The organism is Pseudoalteromonas sp. SR44-5 (assembly GCF_014163675.1).
Classification (GTDB): domain Bacteria; phylum Pseudomonadota; class Gammaproteobacteria; order Enterobacterales; family Alteromonadaceae; genus Pseudoalteromonas; species Pseudoalteromonas rhizosphaerae.
On sequence record NZ_JACJDT010000016.1, the window covers coordinates 61,799 to 81,633 of the forward strand.

Annotated in this window: 16 protein-coding genes; 11 read left to right on the forward strand and 5 right to left on the reverse strand. The window is 41.0% G+C overall.

Annotated elements, in window-relative coordinates; genetic code table 11:
• Positions 1-3 precede the first annotated feature (3 nt).
• From ribBA to H5154_RS11090, 6 genes are all read left to right on the forward strand, one after another.
• Positions 4-1,116 carry a bifunctional 3,4-dihydroxy-2-butanone-4-phosphate synthase/GTP cyclohydrolase II gene (ribBA, locus tag H5154_RS11065; protein WP_145241135.1) on the forward strand — a complete coding sequence of 371 codons (1,113 nt, stop codon included), beginning with the start codon at positions 4-6 and terminating at the stop codon, positions 1,114-1,116.
• 101 nt (positions 1,117-1,217) lie between these two features.
• The gene (gene ribE / locus H5154_RS11070) at positions 1,218-1,682 is read left to right on the forward strand and encodes a 6,7-dimethyl-8-ribityllumazine synthase (RefSeq protein WP_145241133.1); all 465 of its coding nucleotides are present in this window, start codon (positions 1,218-1,220) and stop codon (positions 1,680-1,682) included.
• Between the two features lie 15 nt (positions 1,683-1,697).
• Entirely contained in the window at positions 1,698-2,108 is a 411-nt protein-coding gene (nusB, locus tag H5154_RS11075; protein ID WP_145241131.1) for a transcription antitermination factor NusB, read from the forward strand.
• Between the two features lie 44 nt (positions 2,109-2,152).
• Entirely contained in the window at positions 2,153-3,127 is a 975-nt protein-coding gene (gene thiL, locus H5154_RS11080) for a thiamine-phosphate kinase (protein WP_149981196.1), read from the forward strand.
• Positions 3,124-3,609, forward strand: a complete 486-nt coding sequence (locus H5154_RS11085) for a phosphatidylglycerophosphatase A (protein ID WP_145241127.1) — start codon at positions 3,124-3,126, stop codon at positions 3,607-3,609. The genes thiL and H5154_RS11085 overlap by 4 nt, the downstream gene beginning before the upstream one ends.
• A 29-nt stretch (positions 3,610-3,638) precedes the next feature.
• Positions 3,639-6,725: a ligand-binding sensor domain-containing diguanylate cyclase gene (locus tag H5154_RS11090; protein ID WP_149981195.1), complete on the forward strand. Its 3,087-nt coding sequence runs from the start codon at positions 3,639-3,641 to the stop codon at positions 6,723-6,725.
• A gap of 124 nt (positions 6,726-6,849) precedes the next feature.
• Here H5154_RS11090 and H5154_RS11095 read toward each other — a convergent pair whose 3' ends face one another.
• From H5154_RS11095 to H5154_RS11110, 4 genes are all read right to left on the reverse strand, one after another.
• A complete protein-coding gene (locus H5154_RS11095) occupies positions 6,850-9,012 on the reverse strand; it encodes a hypothetical protein (RefSeq protein ID WP_182718317.1) in 2,163 nt (720 codons plus the stop codon).
• A gap of 396 nt (positions 9,013-9,408) precedes the next feature.
• The gene (gene dxs / locus H5154_RS11100) at positions 9,409-11,274 is read right to left on the reverse strand and encodes a 1-deoxy-D-xylulose-5-phosphate synthase (protein WP_145241123.1); all 1,866 of its coding nucleotides are present in this window, start codon (positions 11,272-11,274) and stop codon (positions 9,409-9,411) included.
• Positions 11,275-11,379: 105 nt separating this feature from the next.
• Positions 11,380-12,267: a (2E,6E)-farnesyl diphosphate synthase gene (gene ispA / locus H5154_RS11105; RefSeq protein WP_182718318.1), complete on the reverse strand. Its 888-nt coding sequence runs from the start codon at positions 12,265-12,267 to the stop codon at positions 11,380-11,382.
• A gap of 3 nt (positions 12,268-12,270) precedes the next feature.
• On the reverse strand, positions 12,271-12,513 hold the full coding sequence (locus H5154_RS11110) for an exodeoxyribonuclease VII small subunit (RefSeq protein WP_145241119.1): 243 nt from the start codon (positions 12,511-12,513) through the stop codon (positions 12,271-12,273).
• A gap of 301 nt (positions 12,514-12,814) precedes the next feature.
• Between H5154_RS11110 and pomA the strand changes: the two genes are divergently transcribed.
• The 4 genes from pomA (at position 12,815) to H5154_RS11130 (ending at position 17,118) form a co-directional block, all read left to right on the forward strand.
• Positions 12,815-13,582: a flagellar motor protein PomA gene (gene pomA / locus H5154_RS11115; RefSeq protein ID WP_145241117.1), complete on the forward strand. Its 768-nt coding sequence runs from the start codon at positions 12,815-12,817 to the stop codon at positions 13,580-13,582.
• Between the two features lie 2 nt (positions 13,583-13,584).
• Complete coding sequence (locus H5154_RS11120) at positions 13,585-14,505, forward strand: flagellar motor protein MotB (RefSeq protein ID WP_145241115.1); 921 nt, start codon at positions 13,585-13,587, stop codon at positions 14,503-14,505.
• 147 nt (positions 14,506-14,652) lie between these two features.
• On the forward strand, positions 14,653-15,135 hold the full coding sequence (locus H5154_RS11125; protein ID WP_149981193.1) for a hypothetical protein: 483 nt from the start codon (positions 14,653-14,655) through the stop codon (positions 15,133-15,135).
• A gap of 72 nt (positions 15,136-15,207) precedes the next feature.
• Positions 15,208-17,118 carry a DNA topoisomerase III gene (locus H5154_RS11130; RefSeq protein WP_182718319.1) on the forward strand — a complete coding sequence of 637 codons (1,911 nt, stop codon included), beginning with the start codon at positions 15,208-15,210 and terminating at the stop codon, positions 17,116-17,118.
• Positions 17,119-17,134: 16 nt separating this feature from the next.
• Here H5154_RS11130 and H5154_RS11135 read toward each other — a convergent pair whose 3' ends face one another.
• Entirely contained in the window at positions 17,135-18,445 is a 1,311-nt protein-coding gene (locus H5154_RS11135) for a M20 family metallopeptidase (RefSeq protein WP_182718320.1), read from the reverse strand.
• A gap of 100 nt (positions 18,446-18,545) precedes the next feature.
• Between H5154_RS11135 and H5154_RS11140 the strand changes: the two genes are divergently transcribed.
• Positions 18,546-19,403 (forward strand): tetratricopeptide repeat protein, encoded by an 858-nt coding sequence (locus H5154_RS11140; RefSeq protein ID WP_145241107.1) that lies wholly within the window; start codon positions 18,546-18,548, stop codon positions 19,401-19,403.
• The last annotated feature ends 432 nt before the right edge of the window (positions 19,404-19,835 follow it).

Genomic DNA, 19,835 nt, shown 5'->3' on the forward strand with positions numbered 1-19,835 from the left:
ATTATGAATTTACACAGCGCACAAGAAATTATTGATGACATTAAAGCCGGTAAAATGGTTATTTTAATGGATGATGAAGACAGAGAAAATGAAGGCGATTTAATTATCGCAGCCGAGCACATTAGTGCTGAAGCGATCAATTTTATGGCCACTCATGGTCGCGGCTTAATTTGCCTAACAATGACTCAAGAGCGCTGTGAGCAACTTGATTTACCATTAATGGTAAAAAACAATGGTGCGGCATTTTCGACTAACTTTACGATGTCGATTGAAGCATCGAAAGGTGTGACTACGGGAATTTCTGCTGCAGATCGCGCTCGTACTGTGCAAGCTGCGATTGCCAAAGGTGCTGTACCAAGTGATATCGTTCAACCTGGGCATATCTTTCCTATTATGGCACAACCAGGTGGCGTATTAACGCGTGCCGGTCACACTGAAGCCGGTTGTGATTTAGCCCGCTTAGCCGGTTTAGAGCCTTCATCAGTAATTGTGGAAATTCTTAATGCTGATGGCACCATGGCGCGTCGTCCTGATTTAGAAGTATTTGCTGAGCAACATAATATCAAAATTGGCACTATTGCTGATTTAATTGAATACCGTAACATGAATGAAACCACCATTGAGCAAGTGGCAAAATGTAAGTTGCCAACCGTACATGGTGAGTTTGATTTAGTTACTTATAAAGATACCATTGACGGCCAGTTACATTATGCGCTGTTAAATGGTGAGGTTAAAACGAATGAACCAACCTTAGTACGGGTTCATTTAAAAAGTACCTTCAATGATATTTTGTTATCTGATCGCAGTGCCGATAGAAGCTGGGGCTTGTCAGATGCGATGGCTTATATTGCAAAGCATCAAGGTGTGTTAGTTATTCTAGGTAAGCAAGAATGCACCGAAGAACTAGAAGCGACAGTCAAAGCGTTTGCTGCAGAAGATGCTGGTGAGACGGTCGCGCATCGTAAATTCCAAGGTACTTCACGCACCGTAGGCGTAGGGTCACAAATTTTAGCTGACTTGGGCATTGAAAAAATGCGTTTGATGAGCTTGCCTAAAAAGTACCATGCGTTATCGGGCTTTCACTTAGAAGTGGTTGACTACGTAGAGCCACAATAAGCACAACGCTTAAACTAGGCTATTATTTTATTTATATGGTATGATACGCAGCAATTTTTGCGCAATCGCAACCGCTTGAACTTATTTTTTAGGGTTATCGAATGAAAATTATTGAAGGTAATAAATACGCTCCTGGCAAGAAATTCGCTATCGTTATTTCTCGTTTTAATGACTTTATTGGTAGCAGCCTATTAGCTGGTGCTGTTGATGAATTAAAACGTACTGGTGGTGTATCTGATGATGATATTACCGTAGTTTATGTACCAGGTGCGGTAGAATTACCTTTAGCGGCGAAACGCGTTGCAGCAAAAAAAGAGTATGATGCAATCATCGCTTTAGGCGTTGTGATCAGAGGTGGTACACCACATTTTGATCTTGTCGCTGGCGAATCAAATAAAGGCTTAGCGCAAGTGTCGCTTGAGTATGATATCCCGATTGCATTTGGCGTATTAACCACTGAAAGCATTGAGCAAGCGATTGAACGCGCTGGCACTAAAATGGGCAACAAAGGCGGCGAAGCTGCTTTAGGCGCACTTGAAATGGTTAATGTGTTAGATAAAATTTAAGTTTAAGGAATTTTTGTGAAACCAGCAGCAAGACGTAAAGCACGTATCTTAGCACTTCAAGCCGTTTATTCTTGGCAATTAAGTGGCAATGCCATTGCCGATATCGAACAACAAATGTTGATCGAAAACGATGTGACTAAAATTGATGTTGAATACTTTAAAGATCTTTCGCGTGGTGTTGCTATAAATCATAAGCAACTAGACGAAGCAGTATCGCCACATTTAACTCGTCCATTTAACGAGTTAGACCAAGTTGAACGCGCTATTTTACGTTTAAGCAGCTATGAGCTGAAATTCCGTGAAGATGTACCTTATAAAGTTGCTATCAACGAAGGTATTGAGCTTGCTAAGATATTTGGCGCTGAAGACAGCCATAAATTTGTTAATGGTGTACTTGATAAAGCGGTAAAGCATTTACGTAAGTAATGCGACCGTAAAAGGAGAGCCGGCATAGGCCGGCTTTTTTGTGTATGAAGGAATTTGAATTAATAAATCGCTACTTTAAAGGTCGTGGCATAACTCGTCGCGATGTTAATTTAGGGATTGGTGACGATTGTGCATTGGTTACTGTTCCTGAAAATTGTCAGTTAGCGATTACCACCGATACACTGGTAGCAGGCGTACACTTTTTTGATGACATCGATCCGCGTGCATTAGGCCATCGTGCCCTGGCCGTAAACTTAAGTGATTTAGCTGCTATGGGGGCTGAGCCTACGTGGGTTTCGGTTGCTTTAACGTTGCCAAATATTGATGTTGAGTGGCTGGAAGAATTCACCGAAGGCATGCATGAAATCGCAGAGTATTTTAATGTGCAAATCATTGGTGGCGATACCACGCAAGGGCCGTTAACAATTACTATTTGTGCTAAAGGTACAGTGCCTGCAGGTAAAGCACTGCGCCGAAGCGGTGCTAAAGTAGGTGACTGGGTTTATGTTACAGGGCCGCTAGGTGATGCCGGGCTTGCGATTGAAGCTCGTAAGCAAGAGATTAAGATTGCTCCAGAGCACTTAAGGTACGTTAATCAACGATTTGATTACCCAACTCCGCGTGTTGCTGCGGGGCAAGTATTACGCGGTTTAGCATCATCAGCGATTGATATCTCAGATGGTCTATTGGCAGATCTTGGGCATATTTTAGCTCTGTCGCAAGTTAGCGCTTGTATTGATGTGAATAAAATACCAACCTCGGATGCATTGCGTGCTACTTTAGAACGAGATCAACAACTGCCGTTTATCCTCAATTATGGCGATGACTATGAGTTGTTATTTACGGTACCTGATAGCAATAAAAGTATGCTGGAAATGAAATTGCGCCAGTATGGTGTAGATGCAGCCTGCATTGGACAAATAAAAAGTGGTGAAGGCGAGGTTGAGCTGATGCTCGATGGCGAAAAATTAGCATATGATGATGCTGGTTTTGAACACTTCACCAAGGAGTCGGTTTGAATAAACCTGCATTATTTAATTTAAAGCGCCCTCATCAATTTTTTGGTTTGGGCTTTGGTTTAGGGTTAGCGCCTAAAGCGCCGGGTACGTTTGGTACCTTTGCTGCGCTACCGTTTATTTTTACTACTATGTATTTCCCGCTGTGGTTACAAATTGTATTTGCGGTAGTTATTAGTATTTTTGGTATATGGGCATGTGGCAAAACCGCTGATGATCTGGGAGTACATGATCATCCCGCGATTGTATGGGATGAAGTTGCCGGATTTTACATTACCATGATCGGAGCTGCATTAAGTTGGCAGTCTTTGTTAGTGGGTTTTTTGTTATTTCGTTTTTTTGATATCGCTAAACCAGGTCCTATTCGCTTTCTTGATAAGCGGGTTCATGGTGGTGTAGGTATTATGGCGGATGATGTTTTAGCTGGTATATTTTCTTTAATTTGTGTTCAGGCATTGTTTAAAATGGGTTATTTGCCCTTTTAACCTTAGTTTTGCAACGAGGTATTGACGTTATGATGCGATTTTTATTGGTTATTATTGTGCTGTTCTGCAGTATGCCAAGTAAGGCGTCAATTACCGACTATGTTGTAAAACAATGGAATATGCAAAATGGCTTACCATCGCAGTCACTTAAAAGTGTCGTGCAAGATAAGCAAGGCTATATGTGGCTGGGAACTCAGTTTGGCCTCAGTCGCTTTGATGGCAATACATTCACTAATTACAACACCTTAAATAGTAATTTCTTACCCAGTAACGGCATTAATAAATTACTAGTCGATAGCGAAGGCTATTTATGGATTGGTACTAAAGATGGTATTGTGGTCATCGATCCCACCACTATGGCAGCGCAAGAGTTTAGTGTAAAAGGCCCTGTACGCGATGTTATCGAAGATGCGAAAGGCAGTATTTGGATAGCAGCGAATGGCCTGTACTTTGTATCTCGCAATCAGATCAATGTCAGCGCAGTGCATGACTTACTAGTCCCTGTAATGAGTGCCAGTTCAGTAAAGCAGATTGTTGGTACTGTCAGTCAGCTGGCATTATCGCCAGAAGGGATCTGGCTGGTGAATGAACGATACTTGCTACGGTTAACTAATTCCTCCTCTGATTTTGCAAAATTACGCTTAGAACTAACTGCTAAGGTATCTATACCTGAGCGTTTAGCACAAACGATTATTCACGATTTAGCATGGCTGGAAGGCAACTTATATTTAGCGTCAGAGCTCGGTGCTTACTTTTTAGATTTAGATGACGAGTTAAGGCCCTTTCCACTGCCCAATGCGAATAACTCAGCGGTTTATAAATTTATGAGTGACTCAAATGGAGCACTGTGGATTTCGACCTATGGGCGCTTACTGTTTCGAGACAACTCCGGCGATTGGCAATGGGTTGAACCGAGCCAACTTGACCAAAGTATTTGGTTTGCTGATTTATATCGCGATAATGATAATAATATTTGGCTTGCGAGTTTTAGTGAAGGATTATGGCTTGCGCACGAAGGCCGAATAGAACGTCACTCAGCTATATCACAAATGACCGAAGCGGTTATGGCCATTAGCCAAGCGCCCGATGGGAGATTGTGGGTCGCTAACCGCAGTGGTGTAGGCTACTTTGATTTAGATAAAAACTTTATCAATCAAATCCCAAGTAATCAATACGGACGTGCAGCCGTGCATGATTTACAGTTTGATGGCTCACGTTTATATATCGCCACTGGACGTGGTGTGTATATTTATGAAAACAACACCTTGTTCACTGTCCCTGGACGCGCTTTAAAAGATAACCCGGTGTTTGCGATTAGTCGCTCCAGCAAAGGAGGCTTTTGGCTTGGTACTGGCCGGGGTATGTATCGGCTTAGTTACGGTGGTTTAACCCCATTTGCTTATAACGCATTTTTAGGCAGTAAGTTTATTACTTATGTCGTTGATGAAGCTAATTTTGGTTTAATTGGCACTAGCAAAGGCGCTTACTACTTTACCGATCGTGGTATTGAAAAAATTGGCGATCAAACGAGTCTTGAAGGTGCTTATGTTACAAGCATCTTAAACATTGATGGAGTTGGTATATTAATCGGCTCATTAAATGATGGTTTATTTTATCGAAGCACACAAGGGCATTGGCGTCAGTTAGATGCTACCAATGGCTTACCTTACGGTTCTATTTTTAGTTTACGTTATGATGAAAAGCTCAAGCGCATATGGGTTAGTACCATGAAAGGTGTCTACCGAATGCCGGTTGAACAGTTTAGTACCGATATTGAAAGCTTAAAAGTAGAGCAGGTTATTTCGTCATACGATCGTCAACTTGACGGTAAGGCCAGCCAGTGTTGTACCGGCCTTGGCCATGACGCTGTGGCGGAGTTAGGTAATTCAATGTGGTATCCGAGCCTACAGGGGGTCGTGGAGATCCCTAAGGATATTGAGCTGTTTGGCGTTAAACCATTACAGCCAAAGGTTGAGAGTTTAAATACTGGGATACGTAAACTTGCAACAGCTGCATTAGGGCGTAATCCTGAATTAGAAATCGATGAACGTGATATCACCCTTAAATATACAGCGATAGACTATTATGCACCGACCAGTATTGAGTTTCGCTATCGTTTAACTGGTTTAGACAGCGATTGGCGTTATGCTAATACCCGTCGTGAAGCTATTTATACCAATTTACCGCCTGGTGCATTTTTGTTTCAACTTGAGGCTAAACGACAAGGTGAAGGCTGGCAGAAGGCGCAACGTACGGAATATTCATTTGTGGTACCAAGACGGTTTGATGAAACAATTTATTTTCGGTTGTTGATCACTGGTAGTTTTATTTTATTATTTTATTTAGTGTTTTGGGTATTTAGAAAGCAAGAGCGCCGTAAGCAAACCGCGCTTGAAAGTCTGATCACGGAGCGCACCGGGGAGCTGCGACAAGCTAATGATAAGCTAAATCAAGTTAACTCACAGCTAAAGCTTATGAGTCACTCAGATGAGCTTACTGGGCTGAGAAGTCGTCGCTTCTTATTTGATCAACTACCAAAAGATATAGAGCACTTTCAGCGTAACTCACAATCATTACAAGCGCAGGGAAAATCCTTGGTGTTGCTAATCATTAATTTTGATAATTTTAGCCGCATTAATGACGCTTATGGACCGATTGGTGGTGATAGTTGTTTGCAGCAAATGGCTGCATTGCTTAACTCTCGTACCCAAGGATCTGATTATGTTGCCCGTTGGAGTGGTGATGAATTCTTGTTACTGCTACGTGACTTTAAACGCACTGCAATCGATAGTTATGTTGCGCAGCTATGTAAAGTAATCGCTGATCACACATTTAAGTTGCCCAGTGGTGACAGTATAAACTTGACCGCATCGATTGGCTTTTCATTTTACCCATTACCATTATTAGGTGGTCAGGTTATTGGTTGGGAAACCTCTGTCAACTTAGCGGATATCGCGCTACATCAAGTTAAAAAGCGCGGTGGCGATGGTGTTGCAAACATCACCTTTGATGAACAATTAGATGCCTTTGAGTTTGAGCAAACCAACAATGTTGAGCAACAACTGAGTGTATTACAAGCTAATGGTTTAGCAGATATCAAAGTGTGGATGCGCTAATTGGCTAATTATGCGTTTGCTTATTCTAAGACTGCTGTTAGTTAAAGATAAGAAATGCCTTAACTCGAAAAGTTAAGGCATTGGGAGGCCAACTAAAGGCAGTTAATTTAACTGTCCTTGATGGTTAGCGATTTAGCCAGCTTGGTAAAATAGCAACAGACTCAGGAGCTGTGAATGAGTAGCTTACGCTGGCTGCAATATCACCGCTGGGGCTATTGAGAATATTATCAAACCGCATGACTAAGCCATTTGATTTTTCGGCTACGTATAAATGATTGCCGGTAAACATAATATCGACAGGATTACCGAGCATGGTTGCAGGTCCGGCGATATTGACACTGACATTGTTCAAACCTGATCCGGTTCCTGCATTATTTAATACAAATAATTTACCATCAGTGGCGTCAGCGGCACTGCCTACATCTGAGACAATTAATGAGTCACTTAGTGGATCGTAATCAATGCCATGTATATTGGTAGGGGCTGGGAATGCGACTCCTGCTGTTGCGGGTGTAATTAAGCGATCTTCCCCGGTTACAGTGCTCATACCCGCCATTAGCTTGCTTTTAACTTCATCAAAAACAGCAATAGTCCCATTGGTTAATGCCACAAATGCTCTATCAGTAGTGACATCATAGTCAACATCCCATGGACGTGCACCACCGCTTGCTGTGAGCGTCAAAAGGGGCGTTACATCACCCGTAGTACATGTTGAGAATATTAATATTCCCGGTGTTGTGGCATTGTTTTCAGCGACAAAAATCATCCCACTGTCTGATGCTACATCAATACCTTTTGGCGAGATTAGGCCGGTATTACTGCCGCTGATGATAGAATCTTGGCTTAGTGTAAATACCTCGCCATCACGGTGCATCGCGACTTTATTGGAAATAACAATTCCACCTACAGAGGTTGTGCTGTTATCAAAGCTCGCATAGCTGTTACCGGCTTTATCAAAGGCAACACTTTCGATTGTTTGACTTGCATTATAACTGCCAATTTCACTTGTTAACTGTGCATTTAGACGTGAAATTTGTCCTGTTGTAGGGCCTGCCGCGCTTGGATTACTACTTACAGCAATACCCATCAATGGCATATTAGTCATATAACTGTCAGATACATCAGGCATATCATTATGCATCACTGTTGCGGTTATTGACTCTGGCTTAATCGTTGCGGTGACGCTATCTGGACTAATGTCACCACTGACGCCATTAAAGATATTGCTAAATACCAGAATTGCATCATTAGATTTTTCTGCAACGCGTAAGTCGCTACCAGTCAGGCTGATATCCACAGGGTTACCAAGCATAGTAGCAGGGCCAGCGATACTGCGAGCAACCGTGGTATTGCCAGTAGCAAGGGATGCGTTGTTGATCACAAATAATGCGCCGTCGGTTGCATCACTGGCACTGCCGACGTCAGAAAGTACTAATTTATTTGTATCAGCATCATAAACGATACCATGAATATTAACGGAAACTTTGTTACCGCTTGCATCACTGGGTGTGATTGTACGAGTTGCCATAGCGGTAAAGCCACCATCTACATAATTATCGTATACTGCAACATCACCATTAGTGAGTGCCACATATAAGCGATCGTTTATATCATCGTATGTTACATCCCACGGTTTTGCGTCTGTAACTGTACTAGCTAAAGGCGCTGCATTTCCTGCGGCGGTAGCACCAAAGACAGTGATCTGCATGGCATTAAAGTCAGCGGCAAAAATGAGTCCGCGCTTATTTGATATATGAATACCTTTGGGATTGACTAACGTAGTGTTGCTGCCGGTAATGGTACGATCACGATTACTGTCAAACATACCCCCATCGGCACGGCTTAATACTTGGCAAACGGTGCTAAGAGCGCCATTACCAGAATCGCTGGCTTGAATTAAATTACCTAAGCTATCAAATGCAACACCTTCATTTGCACCACTATTAAATGTTTTTAACTTTGCAGCATTTTGATTAATCAAATCAACGGTGCCTGCATTATCAGCACCATTATTAGCCAAAATAAAAGTTGCTGCTGCAAATCCTGGAGTACCATCTGATCCATTCGTGCCATCGCTACCATTTGTACCATCAGCACCATTACTACCATCGACGCCGTCCATGCCCATTTCACCTTGCGGGCCTACAGAACCATCTTTTCCATCATCGCCACTACAGCCGGTTAAGCCAATCAAAATTGCTAGAGTAAGCGCAGACAAACAAAGTTTACTGGTCATTAATTGTGCGTGAATAGATTTGGTGCTTTCGCCTGATTTTAACGTTTTCATAACTTGTACCTTCTTAAATATTCCATCAAATGTGAACATACAAAGAGCTTGGCTTAAAACAGCTTATACCAATCGTGTTAAGTTGTTAGTCATTTATAGCGACGGATAAATAGAGTGATAACAAGGCATAAATTTTTATATGTAGTTGTTCTACATGAAAAATTCATAACGCCGTTAGCGCTTTATTTAGCACGCTAGAAAGGCTAAATATTTAAGTCGATTGGTATTATATAAAAGCGTGAACACTTTGCTCACGAGCTAACCTCAGTGAATAAACGTGGCAGGGAAATAATTGGATGCAAGAAAGTTGAAAAAAAGTGAGATTTTTTTAAATGTTTGAAAATAAATAACAAAGGAGCCTACGCTCCTTTGTTATTTTATTAACTTAAACTTTGGTTACTTAGTAATAAAGTTTTTTATGCTATCGAGTATACCTTGTGAGCCTAAGCCCATTTCATCATGCATTTGTTCTTGCGTGCCATGCTTGATGAACTCATCAGGAATACCTAAATTAAGGATGCTTACTGTTGCTTTTATAGCTGCTAAATATTCATTAACAGCAGAGCCTGCACCACCAACAATCGCGTTATCTTCAAGGGTTACAATGACGTCATGATCGGCTAATAAAGTGTCGATTAGTGCGCTATCAAGAGGTTTAACAAAACGCATATCAACGAGGCTAGCATTTAATTCATTGACTGCCAGTTGAGCGTTTTCAAGTAAAGTACCAAAGGATAAAACTGCGATTTTAGCGCCTTGTTTAATCACACGACCTTTACCAATTTCAAGCTCAGTCATTTGCTCGCAGATTTCAGTTGTGCCAGCACTACCACGAGGATAACGAACTGCAACAGGGCTGTTACAACGATAACCAGTGTACAGCATTTGACGACATTCATTAGTATCACTCGGTGCCATGATAATCATATTGGGGATACAACGGATAAAGCTTAAATCGTATGCGCCTTGATGAGTTTCGCCATCAGCACCAACAATACCAGCACGGTCAATTGCAAATAACACGGGTAAGTTTTGCAGAGCAACATCGTGAATAAGCTGATCGTAGGCACGTTGTAAAAAGCTTGAATAAATAGCGACAACTGGTTTTAAGCCTTCGCAGGCAAAACCTGCGGCTAAAGTAACCGCGTGTTGCTCGGCAATGGCAACATCAAAATATTGCTCAGGGTATTCTTTTGAAAAACGCACCATGCCTGAGCCTTCACGCATAGCCGGGGTGATTGCCATAAGCTTTTCATCTTGACTTGCCATGTCACACAACCAATCGCCAAATACTTTAGAAAAAGTCGCAGCGCCTGGTTTTGATTTTGGTAGGCTGGAAATCGCAGGGTCGAACTTAGGTACGCCGTGATAGCCTATTGGATCTGCTTCTGCTGGTTTATAGCCTTTACCTTTCTGGGTTTTGATATGCAGTAACTGCGGCCCTTTTAGGTTACGCATATTGCGCAGTGTATCAACCAACATGTTTACATCATGACCATCAATTGGGCCAATGTAATTTAAGCCTAACTCTTCAAAAAAGGTGCCTGGGATAACCATGCCTTTTAAGTGCTCTTCCATGCGGCTGGCTAATTCTTTTACTGGTGGCACGCCAGATAGCAGCTTTTTACTACCTTCACGAATGTTAGTGTAAAAACTGCCTGATAAGATACGAGCGAAATGATTAGTTAGTGCACCGACATTTTCAGAAATCGACATTTCGTTATCGTTTAATATGATCAGCATGTCAGATTTAACATCACCTAAGTGATTCATTGCTTCAAACGCCATGCCCGCGGTAATCGCACCATCACCAATAACCGCTACTGTTTTTCGTCCTTTGCCTTCTTTTTGCGCCGCAATTGACATGCCTAAAGCAGCAGAAATCGAGGTGCTTGAATGGCCAACACTAAAAGTGTCGTAGTGGCTTTCTTCACGAAATGGAAACGGATGTAAACCGTCTTTTTGGCGGATCGTGTGCATTTGATCACGGCGCCCTGTGAGAATTTTATGTGGGTATGCTTGATGGCCTACATCCCATACTAAGCGATCTTCAGGGGTGTTATATACATAATGAAGCGCTACAGTAAGCTCAACTGTGCCTAAACCTGATGCTAAGTGACCACTACTTTGCGAGACTGAGTTTAGTAAGTAATCACGTAACTCATTACTAAAAGCAGGTAATTTGTCTTGCGCTAAATCACGCAACTGGGCTGGTTCGTCAACCAAACCTAATAATGGATACTTGCTACTATCAAGTGTCATGATTTTTAATACATCCTTCGCTAACCAGAGGTCATTATAGCGTAATATTACTCTGATTCTTTAGTTATTTTGTACATCATTACTTGCTCAAGCTAGAGCCTAGAATTAATAATCGCGTTCAACAATATATTTTGCCAAGTTTTCTAGCTCAGAAGTGTCAGCATCTATTGCTGCTAACGCATCGAGTGCGCATTTTAGTAATGATTGTGCTTTTTGTTTTGCACCTGTAAGCCCAAGTAGAGCAGGGTAGGTCGCTTTATTTGCTGCAACATCGGAGCCTTGTGGTTTACCTAAGACTTGGGTATCACCTTCGATATCAAGAATATCGTCTTGCACCTGAAAAGCCAGCCCAATTGCATCACCAAACTGTTTTAATTGTAATAATGTTTGTTGATTTGTATCAGCTGCGCATAATGCACCTAAAGTAATTGCACAATTTAACAAAGCACCTGTTTTTAATTTATGGATACGTTCGAGCTCAGCTAAATTGACTAATTTGTCAGTCGCTGCAATATCCAGTGCTTGACCACCGACCATACCTTCAATACCCGATGCTTTGGCAAGTGCTGCAATCATTTTTAACTGTTGCTGTGCAGGAACGTTAAATGAATGGTTAGCAATTAAATCAAACGCTAATGTTTGCAGCGCATCACCGGCTAAAATAGCATGAGCTTCGCCATAGACAATATGGCAAGTCGGTCTACCACGTCGCAGGTCGTCGTCATCCATCGCGGGTAAATCATCATGAACTAACGAATAACTATGAATACATTCAATAGCAGCAGCCAACACGTCTAAATCTTGTTTATTTGCGCCAAGCATTTTTCCCGTGGCATACACTAAAAATGGTCGTAATCGTTTACCGCCATTTAAAACGCTGTAGTGGGTGGCTTGTTTGATGCTGTGCTCGGTATCGAGCGGTTGCTCAAAATACCGATTGAGAGTGGCTTCAACATCTTGTTGAGCACATTTTATTTGCTCTGTTATTAACACCCGTTATTCCAAATCATTATCAAAGTTAGTAAGTGGTGACTGACTATCACTACCCATTAAAATAGCTACTTTTTGTTCAGCTTGTTGTAACTTACTTGAAGATGCGCCGGCTAAAGCAATACCGCGTTCAAACTGTTTTAATGATTGCTCAAGGGAAAGCTCTCCTTGCTCCATTTCTGTGACGATTAAGGATAATTCATCAAGCGCTTGCTCGAAGCTTAGGTTCTCTGGTTTTTTCGTCGCCATACTGATTTAACTTAGATGATAGAAATGTGAGGCCAATTTTAGGGGGAATGCTAAACTAGGTCAAAGGGTGATGCATTTTTTTTGAATAATTAATTGTTTTCTTGCCACTTTTAATTATTTATACCTTTACTTAAGCCTTGCAGGTTATCAATGGTAGCTTAAAATGCTAAACAGGGTTGAAAACTTTCATTTCATTTTTTTCATTAAATGGTTTAAGTAATTCAATAGATTGCCGATAAGCTGTTAATAATAAAAATTTGTTGCTGGTAGCAACAAAGCATCGATTCCTCTGGAGGGGTAAGTGGATTTAGCAACCATTATAGGTATTCTCGGAGCTATTGGTCTTATTGCTATGTCAATGGTACTAAGTAGTGGCGGCGAAGTGGCTATGTTTTATAACACGCCATCGGTGGTTATTGTTTTCGGTGGTTCGATTTTTATAGTGTTATCAAACTATACGATGAGTCAATTCCTCGGTATCGGTAAAGTCGCGGCTAAAGCCTTCATGTTCAAAATAGAGTCACCTGAAGAGCTTATCGAAAAAGCAGTTGAACTTGCAGACTCGGCCCGTAAAGGCGGATTTTTAGCACTTGAGGAAGCAGAAATACCCAATGCGTTTATGCGTAAAGGGGTTGATATGCTTGTTGACGGTCATGACGCTGATGTTGTTCGTGCCACCTTGCAAAAAGATATTTCTCTTACTTCTACTCGTCATGAATCGGGGGCCGGTTTGTTTAAAGCGCTTGCCGATATTGCGCCTGCGATGGGTATGATAGGTACTTTGATTGGTCTAGTTGCGATGTTGTCGAATATGGATGACCCTAAAGCGATTGGTCCTGCGATGGCGGTAGCGCTTTTAACAACATTATATGGTGCGTTTTTAGCAAACGTGGTGGCAATTCCTATCCAAGTAAAATTGGAATTGCGTAAAGACGAAGAAGCAATGAATCAGCGGCTAATTTTAGATGCGGTATTAGGTATACAAGATGGCCAAAATCCAAAAGTCATCGAAGGTATTTTGAAAAACTACCTCGCTGAATCAAAACGAAAAGTGGATACTGAGGAGTAAGCATGTCAGATCAAGAGTGCAAGTGTCCACCACCCGGGTTACCAGCATGGATGGGTACCTTCGCGGATTTGATGTCACTATTGATGTGCTTCTTTGTACTTTTACTCGCGTTTTCAGAAATGGATGTACTTAAATTTAAACAAATCGCAGGCTCAATGAAGTTTGCCTTTGGTGTACAAAATAAAATAGAAGTAAAAGATATTCCCAAAGGAACATCCGTTATCGCGATGGAGTTCACCCCAGGTAAACCTGAACCTACTCCAATCGAAACCATTCAACAGCAAACTGTCGAAATGACCCAGCAAATGCTTGAGTTTCAGGCTGGTGATGAAAGCTCAGCTGGCGGTCGTCAAGAGCAACGCGGTAATAAGCGTGGCGGTGAGTCACAAAGTACAGCGCAACAACAAGCATCAGAACAATCTATTTCTGCAGCTGATCAAGAGCAGGTTAATGAGTTAGTTAAAAAGATAGCCCAGCAATTGGAACAACAAATCATGGATGGTGCTGTTGAGTTGGAATCATTAGGTCAGCAAATTATTATTCGTATTCGTGAAAATGGTTCATTTCCATCTGGGAGTGCATTTTTACAACCTAAGTTTAAACCAATCATTCGTGATATAGCTGCGTTACTAAAAGATGTGCCAGGTGAAATTACGGTGTCTGGTCATACTGATGATTTTCAAGTTTCGAATGAGCTGTATACCAATAACTGGGACTTATCATCGAAGCGTGCAGTTGCGGTTGCAACTGAAATGCAAAAAGCGCAAGGCTTTGATAAAACCAGAATGGTTGTTGTCGGTCATGCCGAAACTCGACCACTTGTTCCAAATGATTCTGATGCGGATAGACGACGTAATCGCCGCGTGGAAATTTCAATAATGCAAGGCAAGGCTAAGGAATCAGATCCGATAGATGTTCGTTAAGATGCTTGGCAAAGTACCTAATTTAGCTTAAAGTAGTTTTTTAACAAGTGTAACGGAGTGTCTGATGAAAAACGTTGATAAATATAGTTATATGCCGGGCAATGGTTCTGGTGGCGATGATGAAGAGAAGAATGTTAAGTAACGTCAATGCCTAATTGGGTGAACAATTTAATTTTTATACTTGAATATAGCTGGGTGTTATTTTTACTCCCAGCTATTTTTGTATTTTACATACGTAAGGATTGGTTGGCATTACGCTTTGTCTTGATTACAGCTGTTTTCTTCTTGTATGGCGCTGTGATTTATTCAAGCCTTAGAGAGTTAGATGACCCTTATATTTGGCGTTATGTAGTTTGGGCTTTTAATGATATTGCTTGGATGGCTTTGATTGCTTACTGGGCTATTAAAGATAAAGTGTATCTTTGGCAAAGTGTGATCGGTCAGTTGGTTGTAATTAGTGCGCCTATCTTACAATTATTTAGATTAGTGGATCGCCACCTTTGGGATTTATCGTATAGCACTATGCTATATAAAACGTTATTACCTTTAATCAATATTGGCACTGTCGTTGTGTGCTACCTTCCTCTGTTGTATTTATTTATGCGAAAAAATCGCAGTTTAAAGAGCTAATCATTAACTATTTGTAGATTAAATTACGTGTGCTAAACTACTGTGTAAATAACCAGTTGTTGATAGTGCCCTATGAAACTTTATATAGCCGAGAAGCCATCTTTAGGTCGTGCCATTGCTGATGCGCTACCAAAGCCTCATAAAAAACATGATGGCTATATTGAAGTGGCTAATGGCGATTGTGTTTCTTGGTGTATAGGTCACTTGCTCGAGCAGGCAGAGCCTGATGATTATAATGAGCAATATAAAAAATGGCGCTTTGATGACTTACCGATTATCCCACAGCAATGGCAGTTAAAAGCAAAATCTAAAACTCGTAAGCAACTTACGGTACTTAAAAAGTTAATCAAACAAGCTGATCAACTTGTTCATGCTGGTGATCCAGACCGAGAAGGGCAATTACTTGTTGATGAGGTGATTGAGCAAGTTAAACTTAGCCAAGCCAAAAAACAGCAAATTCAACGTTTATTGATCAGTGATTTGAATGTTAGCGCGGTTAAAAAGTCGCTGCAAAACGTTCGCTCTAACCGTGAATTTATTCCACTTAGTGTATCTGCTTTGGCGCGTTCGCGAGCTGATTGGCTGTTTGGTATGAATTTAACGCGCGCCTATACGCTTGCAGGTCAAAAAGCAGGGTTTGGTAATGTATTATCAGTAGGGCGTGTACAAACACCAATATTAGGATTGGTTGTTCAGCGTGATAACGAGATTGCTAATTTTGTGCCAAAACCTTTTTATGAAGTATTAGCCCATTTAAGTACCGAAAATAAAGAGCCGTTTACAGCAAAGTGGCAACCAAGCAAAGCGTGTGAACCTTATCAAGATGAAGAGGGGCGAGTGCTCCATCGAGGCCTTGCTGAGAATGTTGCGTCGCGAATTTCTAATCAATCAGGTGAAGTTACTGCGCTTGAACAAAAGCAGAAAAAGCAACAAGCACCTTTGCCGTATAATTTGTCAGCGTTACAAATTGATGCTGCGAAAGCTTTTTCAATGCCTGCACAAAAGGTATTGGATATTTGTCAAAATTTATATGAGCGTCACAAGCTAATTACCTATCCACGTTCAGACAATCGTTACTTGCCCAAAGATCATCACCAAGAAGCAGCCAGTATAATAAAGGCAATTGCCATCAATGGCGGGCAAAATGACACTCATTGCCAAGGCGCAGATGTGAGTAAACGCAGTAAGTGTTTTAACGATGCTAAGGTGGCTGCGCATCACGCCATTATTCCTACCGCTAAGCAGCAAAAGTCAGCAAGTTTGAGCGTTGAAGAAGGTAAAGTGTATGGTCTTATTAGCCGTCATTATCTGATCCAGTTTTATCCAGACTACATTTACAATGAAACAAAGGCTGAAATAACAATTAATGGTGGTATCTTTAAAGCCAACGCAAAACAAGATGTAAGTTTAGGCTTTAAAGCGTTAATGGGAAAAACCGCATTAAAAGATGAGCAGATATTGCCGCCATTAATTAAAGGGCAACAGTTGCAGTGTGAACGCGGTGAAGTAATTGATAAAATGACCAGCCCGCCAGCTCATTTCAATGATGCAACGCTGCTTAGTGCAATGACAGGTATTAGTCGGTACGTTAAAGATCCAGAAATCAAAAAAATACTCAAAGAAACAGATGGCTTAGGAACCGAAGCAACCAGAGCGGGTATTTTAGAGTTATTATTTAGAAGACAATTTTTAAGACGTCAAGGTAAACTCATTTTAGCAACCGATACAGGTAAAGCATTGATCAGTGCGTTACCGCATGGTTTAGCCAGCCCAGACCTAACCGCAAAATGGGAAGTATCGTTGGGCGACATAGCAGAACAACAAATGAGTTATCAACAATTTTTAAATCCTTTATTAGTGGATTTAGCGGCTTTTGTGGAACTTGCCAAAAATTGTGATAGCAACGTATTTGCACAATTACCAAAAACGCCGCAAAAGCGGCGTTTTACAAGAAAAACTAAACCAAAAACAAAATCGGCTTAGTCATCCATTGCTAAGATTATTGATTAAACAAAGCCACCGCAGCGTTACTCATTGCAGTGATACCTGTGGGGATTGCAACTTTATAGTCAGGTGCAAATTTACTTGAATGTAGTGAAGGTAAAGTTGCCCCTGATGTTTGTGCCGCTTGATATTGAGCTTGCTCTACACCACCTAACCAAAATAAGGTGATAGGGATGTTTTTATCTGTGCGGCCATATAAACCAAAATCTTCCCCTGCCATAACCGCTTCGGTTTCAAGTACATTACTTTGTCCAATCGCCGAGCTAATCGCACTACGTACAATATTAGTTTGTGCAGGGTCGTTATATGTAGATGGGATTGACTCATCTTCATGTACATAAACCACAGGTATTAAGCTTTCATCCAATCCTGCACTTAATGCAATGCCTTTAGTTATACGTTTTATAGCTGCAATTTGTTGCTCGCGAATTTTAGGATTATAACTTCTAAGTGTCAGCTGTAGCTTTACTTCATTCGAAATTACATTATGTTTAGCTCCACCGTGAATTGAACCCACTGTAATTACTGAGGGTTCAAGAGGTGATAATTCGCGACTGGTAATTGTTTGCAGTGCCAACACTATTCGTGATGCGATAACAACAGGGTCAATAGTCATATGTGGGTAAGCACCATGACCACCTTTACCTTTAACCGTAATATCTACTGAATCCACACTGGCCATGGTGTACTCATTTTTCATACTGACTTGTCCTGCAGGAACACTCGCACTAACATGCAAAGCGATAACGTGATCAGGAGTCGGATATTTACTAAATAAACCTTCTTTGAGCATCGCTTTTGCACCGCCTCCCACCTCTTCAGCAGGTTGTGCCACCATCATTAAGGTTCCTTGCCATGCATCTTTATGTAGCATTAATTGTTGCGCAGTACCAATAAATGAACTCATATGAATATCATGACCACATCCGTGCATCACACCAACGTTTGCTCCTTCATCATTCATAACAGTGACTGTTGAAGCATATGATTTACCAGTTTGTTCTATGATTGGTAAGCCGTCTGTATCAGTACGGATCATTATTGTCGGGCCATCACCATTTTTATATAAGCCTACTACACCAAAGCCACCCACATTGTCGGTCACCTCATAGCCAAGCGCACGTAATTTGGTGGCAAGCTTTTCTCCCGTTTCTTGCTCATGGTATGAAAGTTCTGGGGACTGGTGTAAATCTAAGTAAAACTTTTCAATGGCAGGCATCGTTTTATCTAACTTCAGCTCCAAGGTTGTTGAGCTTGCTAATGGACTAAGCAGTATAAGTGCAGCGTATAGACTATGAAATTTCATAAAAGACCTTTTTGATTTATGGCTTGTGATTCTGGGCTTGTAATTATTATGTTTGCCTCCATATAAAACCCTAAATAGTCTGATATGGCAATCAATAGCAATGAATAATATGGTAAATGTTAATCCGCAAAATCTTCAACAAGTGCTGGGTGAAACATCACAACAAAAACTAGTCCTGTTAAGTTTCTTTTCAGCACAAAGTCCAGAGTGTCAATCTCAAGCAGCTATTTTACAGACAATAGCCAAAGATTATGGTGACTATATATTAGTTGCCACATTAGATTGTGATTTAGAGCAAGCACTCGCAGCACAACTAGCACAGCAAGTTGGACTACAAACATTACCAACCTTAGTGCTATTAAAAGATTCAGCACCTGTTGATGTATTAGCCGGTGCACAAGCTGAAACTCAAATCAGAGAAGCGTTAAGTAAACATTTACCGCAGCCTCATGAAATGTTGTTAGAACAAGCCAAGCAAGCACTGATCGCTCAGGATTTAAATCAAGCGTTTAATTTTGCCAAGCAGGCTTACGAATTAGACAATACAAATGCGCGTATAAAATTAGTATTGGCAGATATATGCATTCAAATTCATAAACTGGATGACGCGCAAGCTTTGTTAGCTTCAGTAAATGAAAATGAGCAAGATGCATACTTTACAAATATTCAAGCAAAGTGCGCACAAGCACTTCAAGCACAAGAATCGCCAGAGCTAAAAGCATTACAAGCGAAAGTTGAAAAGTATCCTAACGATCTTGAATTAAAAGTTGAACTAAGTGCAGCATACGACCAAGCAGGCAAAAAAGAGCAAGCGTTAGAGTTACTATTTACAGTGTTGAAAAAAGATTTGAATTTTGCCGATGCCAAGGTAAGTTATTTAGCTATTATTGCCTCTTTACCGGATGGTGATAGTTTAGCGGCTAAATATAGAAGAAAGCTTTACAGTATCCTCTATTAACACGTTTTTATTTTGTTTTATGGAAAGCGCCGAAGTTAATGGCGCTTTTTTTATGCCAAAAACTTGCGAAATATCGATAATAGATAATACTGAAGATCCTTTCAGGGAAAAGTCGTTGTTATTTTGTACAGTTGACTAGGGGTTTTAGCGTGTTTAGCGCGTAAATTGAACGAACAGCACTTTATTTCAAGTTTTCTTTAAAAAACGCTTGCGTAAAATTCGCCGCGCCCTATAATGCGACCCCACTGAGACGGCAGACAGCAACGCTTAAGCTGCAAGAGTTAATCAGTTAGTCGAGTAAAACTTAAGTTTAGATTTTTAAGAAAGTTTAAAATTAAGTGTTGACAAAAAAATAGGAAAGCGTAATATGCGCAGCCCTAGCGAGATAAAGTTTAACTTTAACCGCAACGTTCTTTAACAATATAAAGCAAT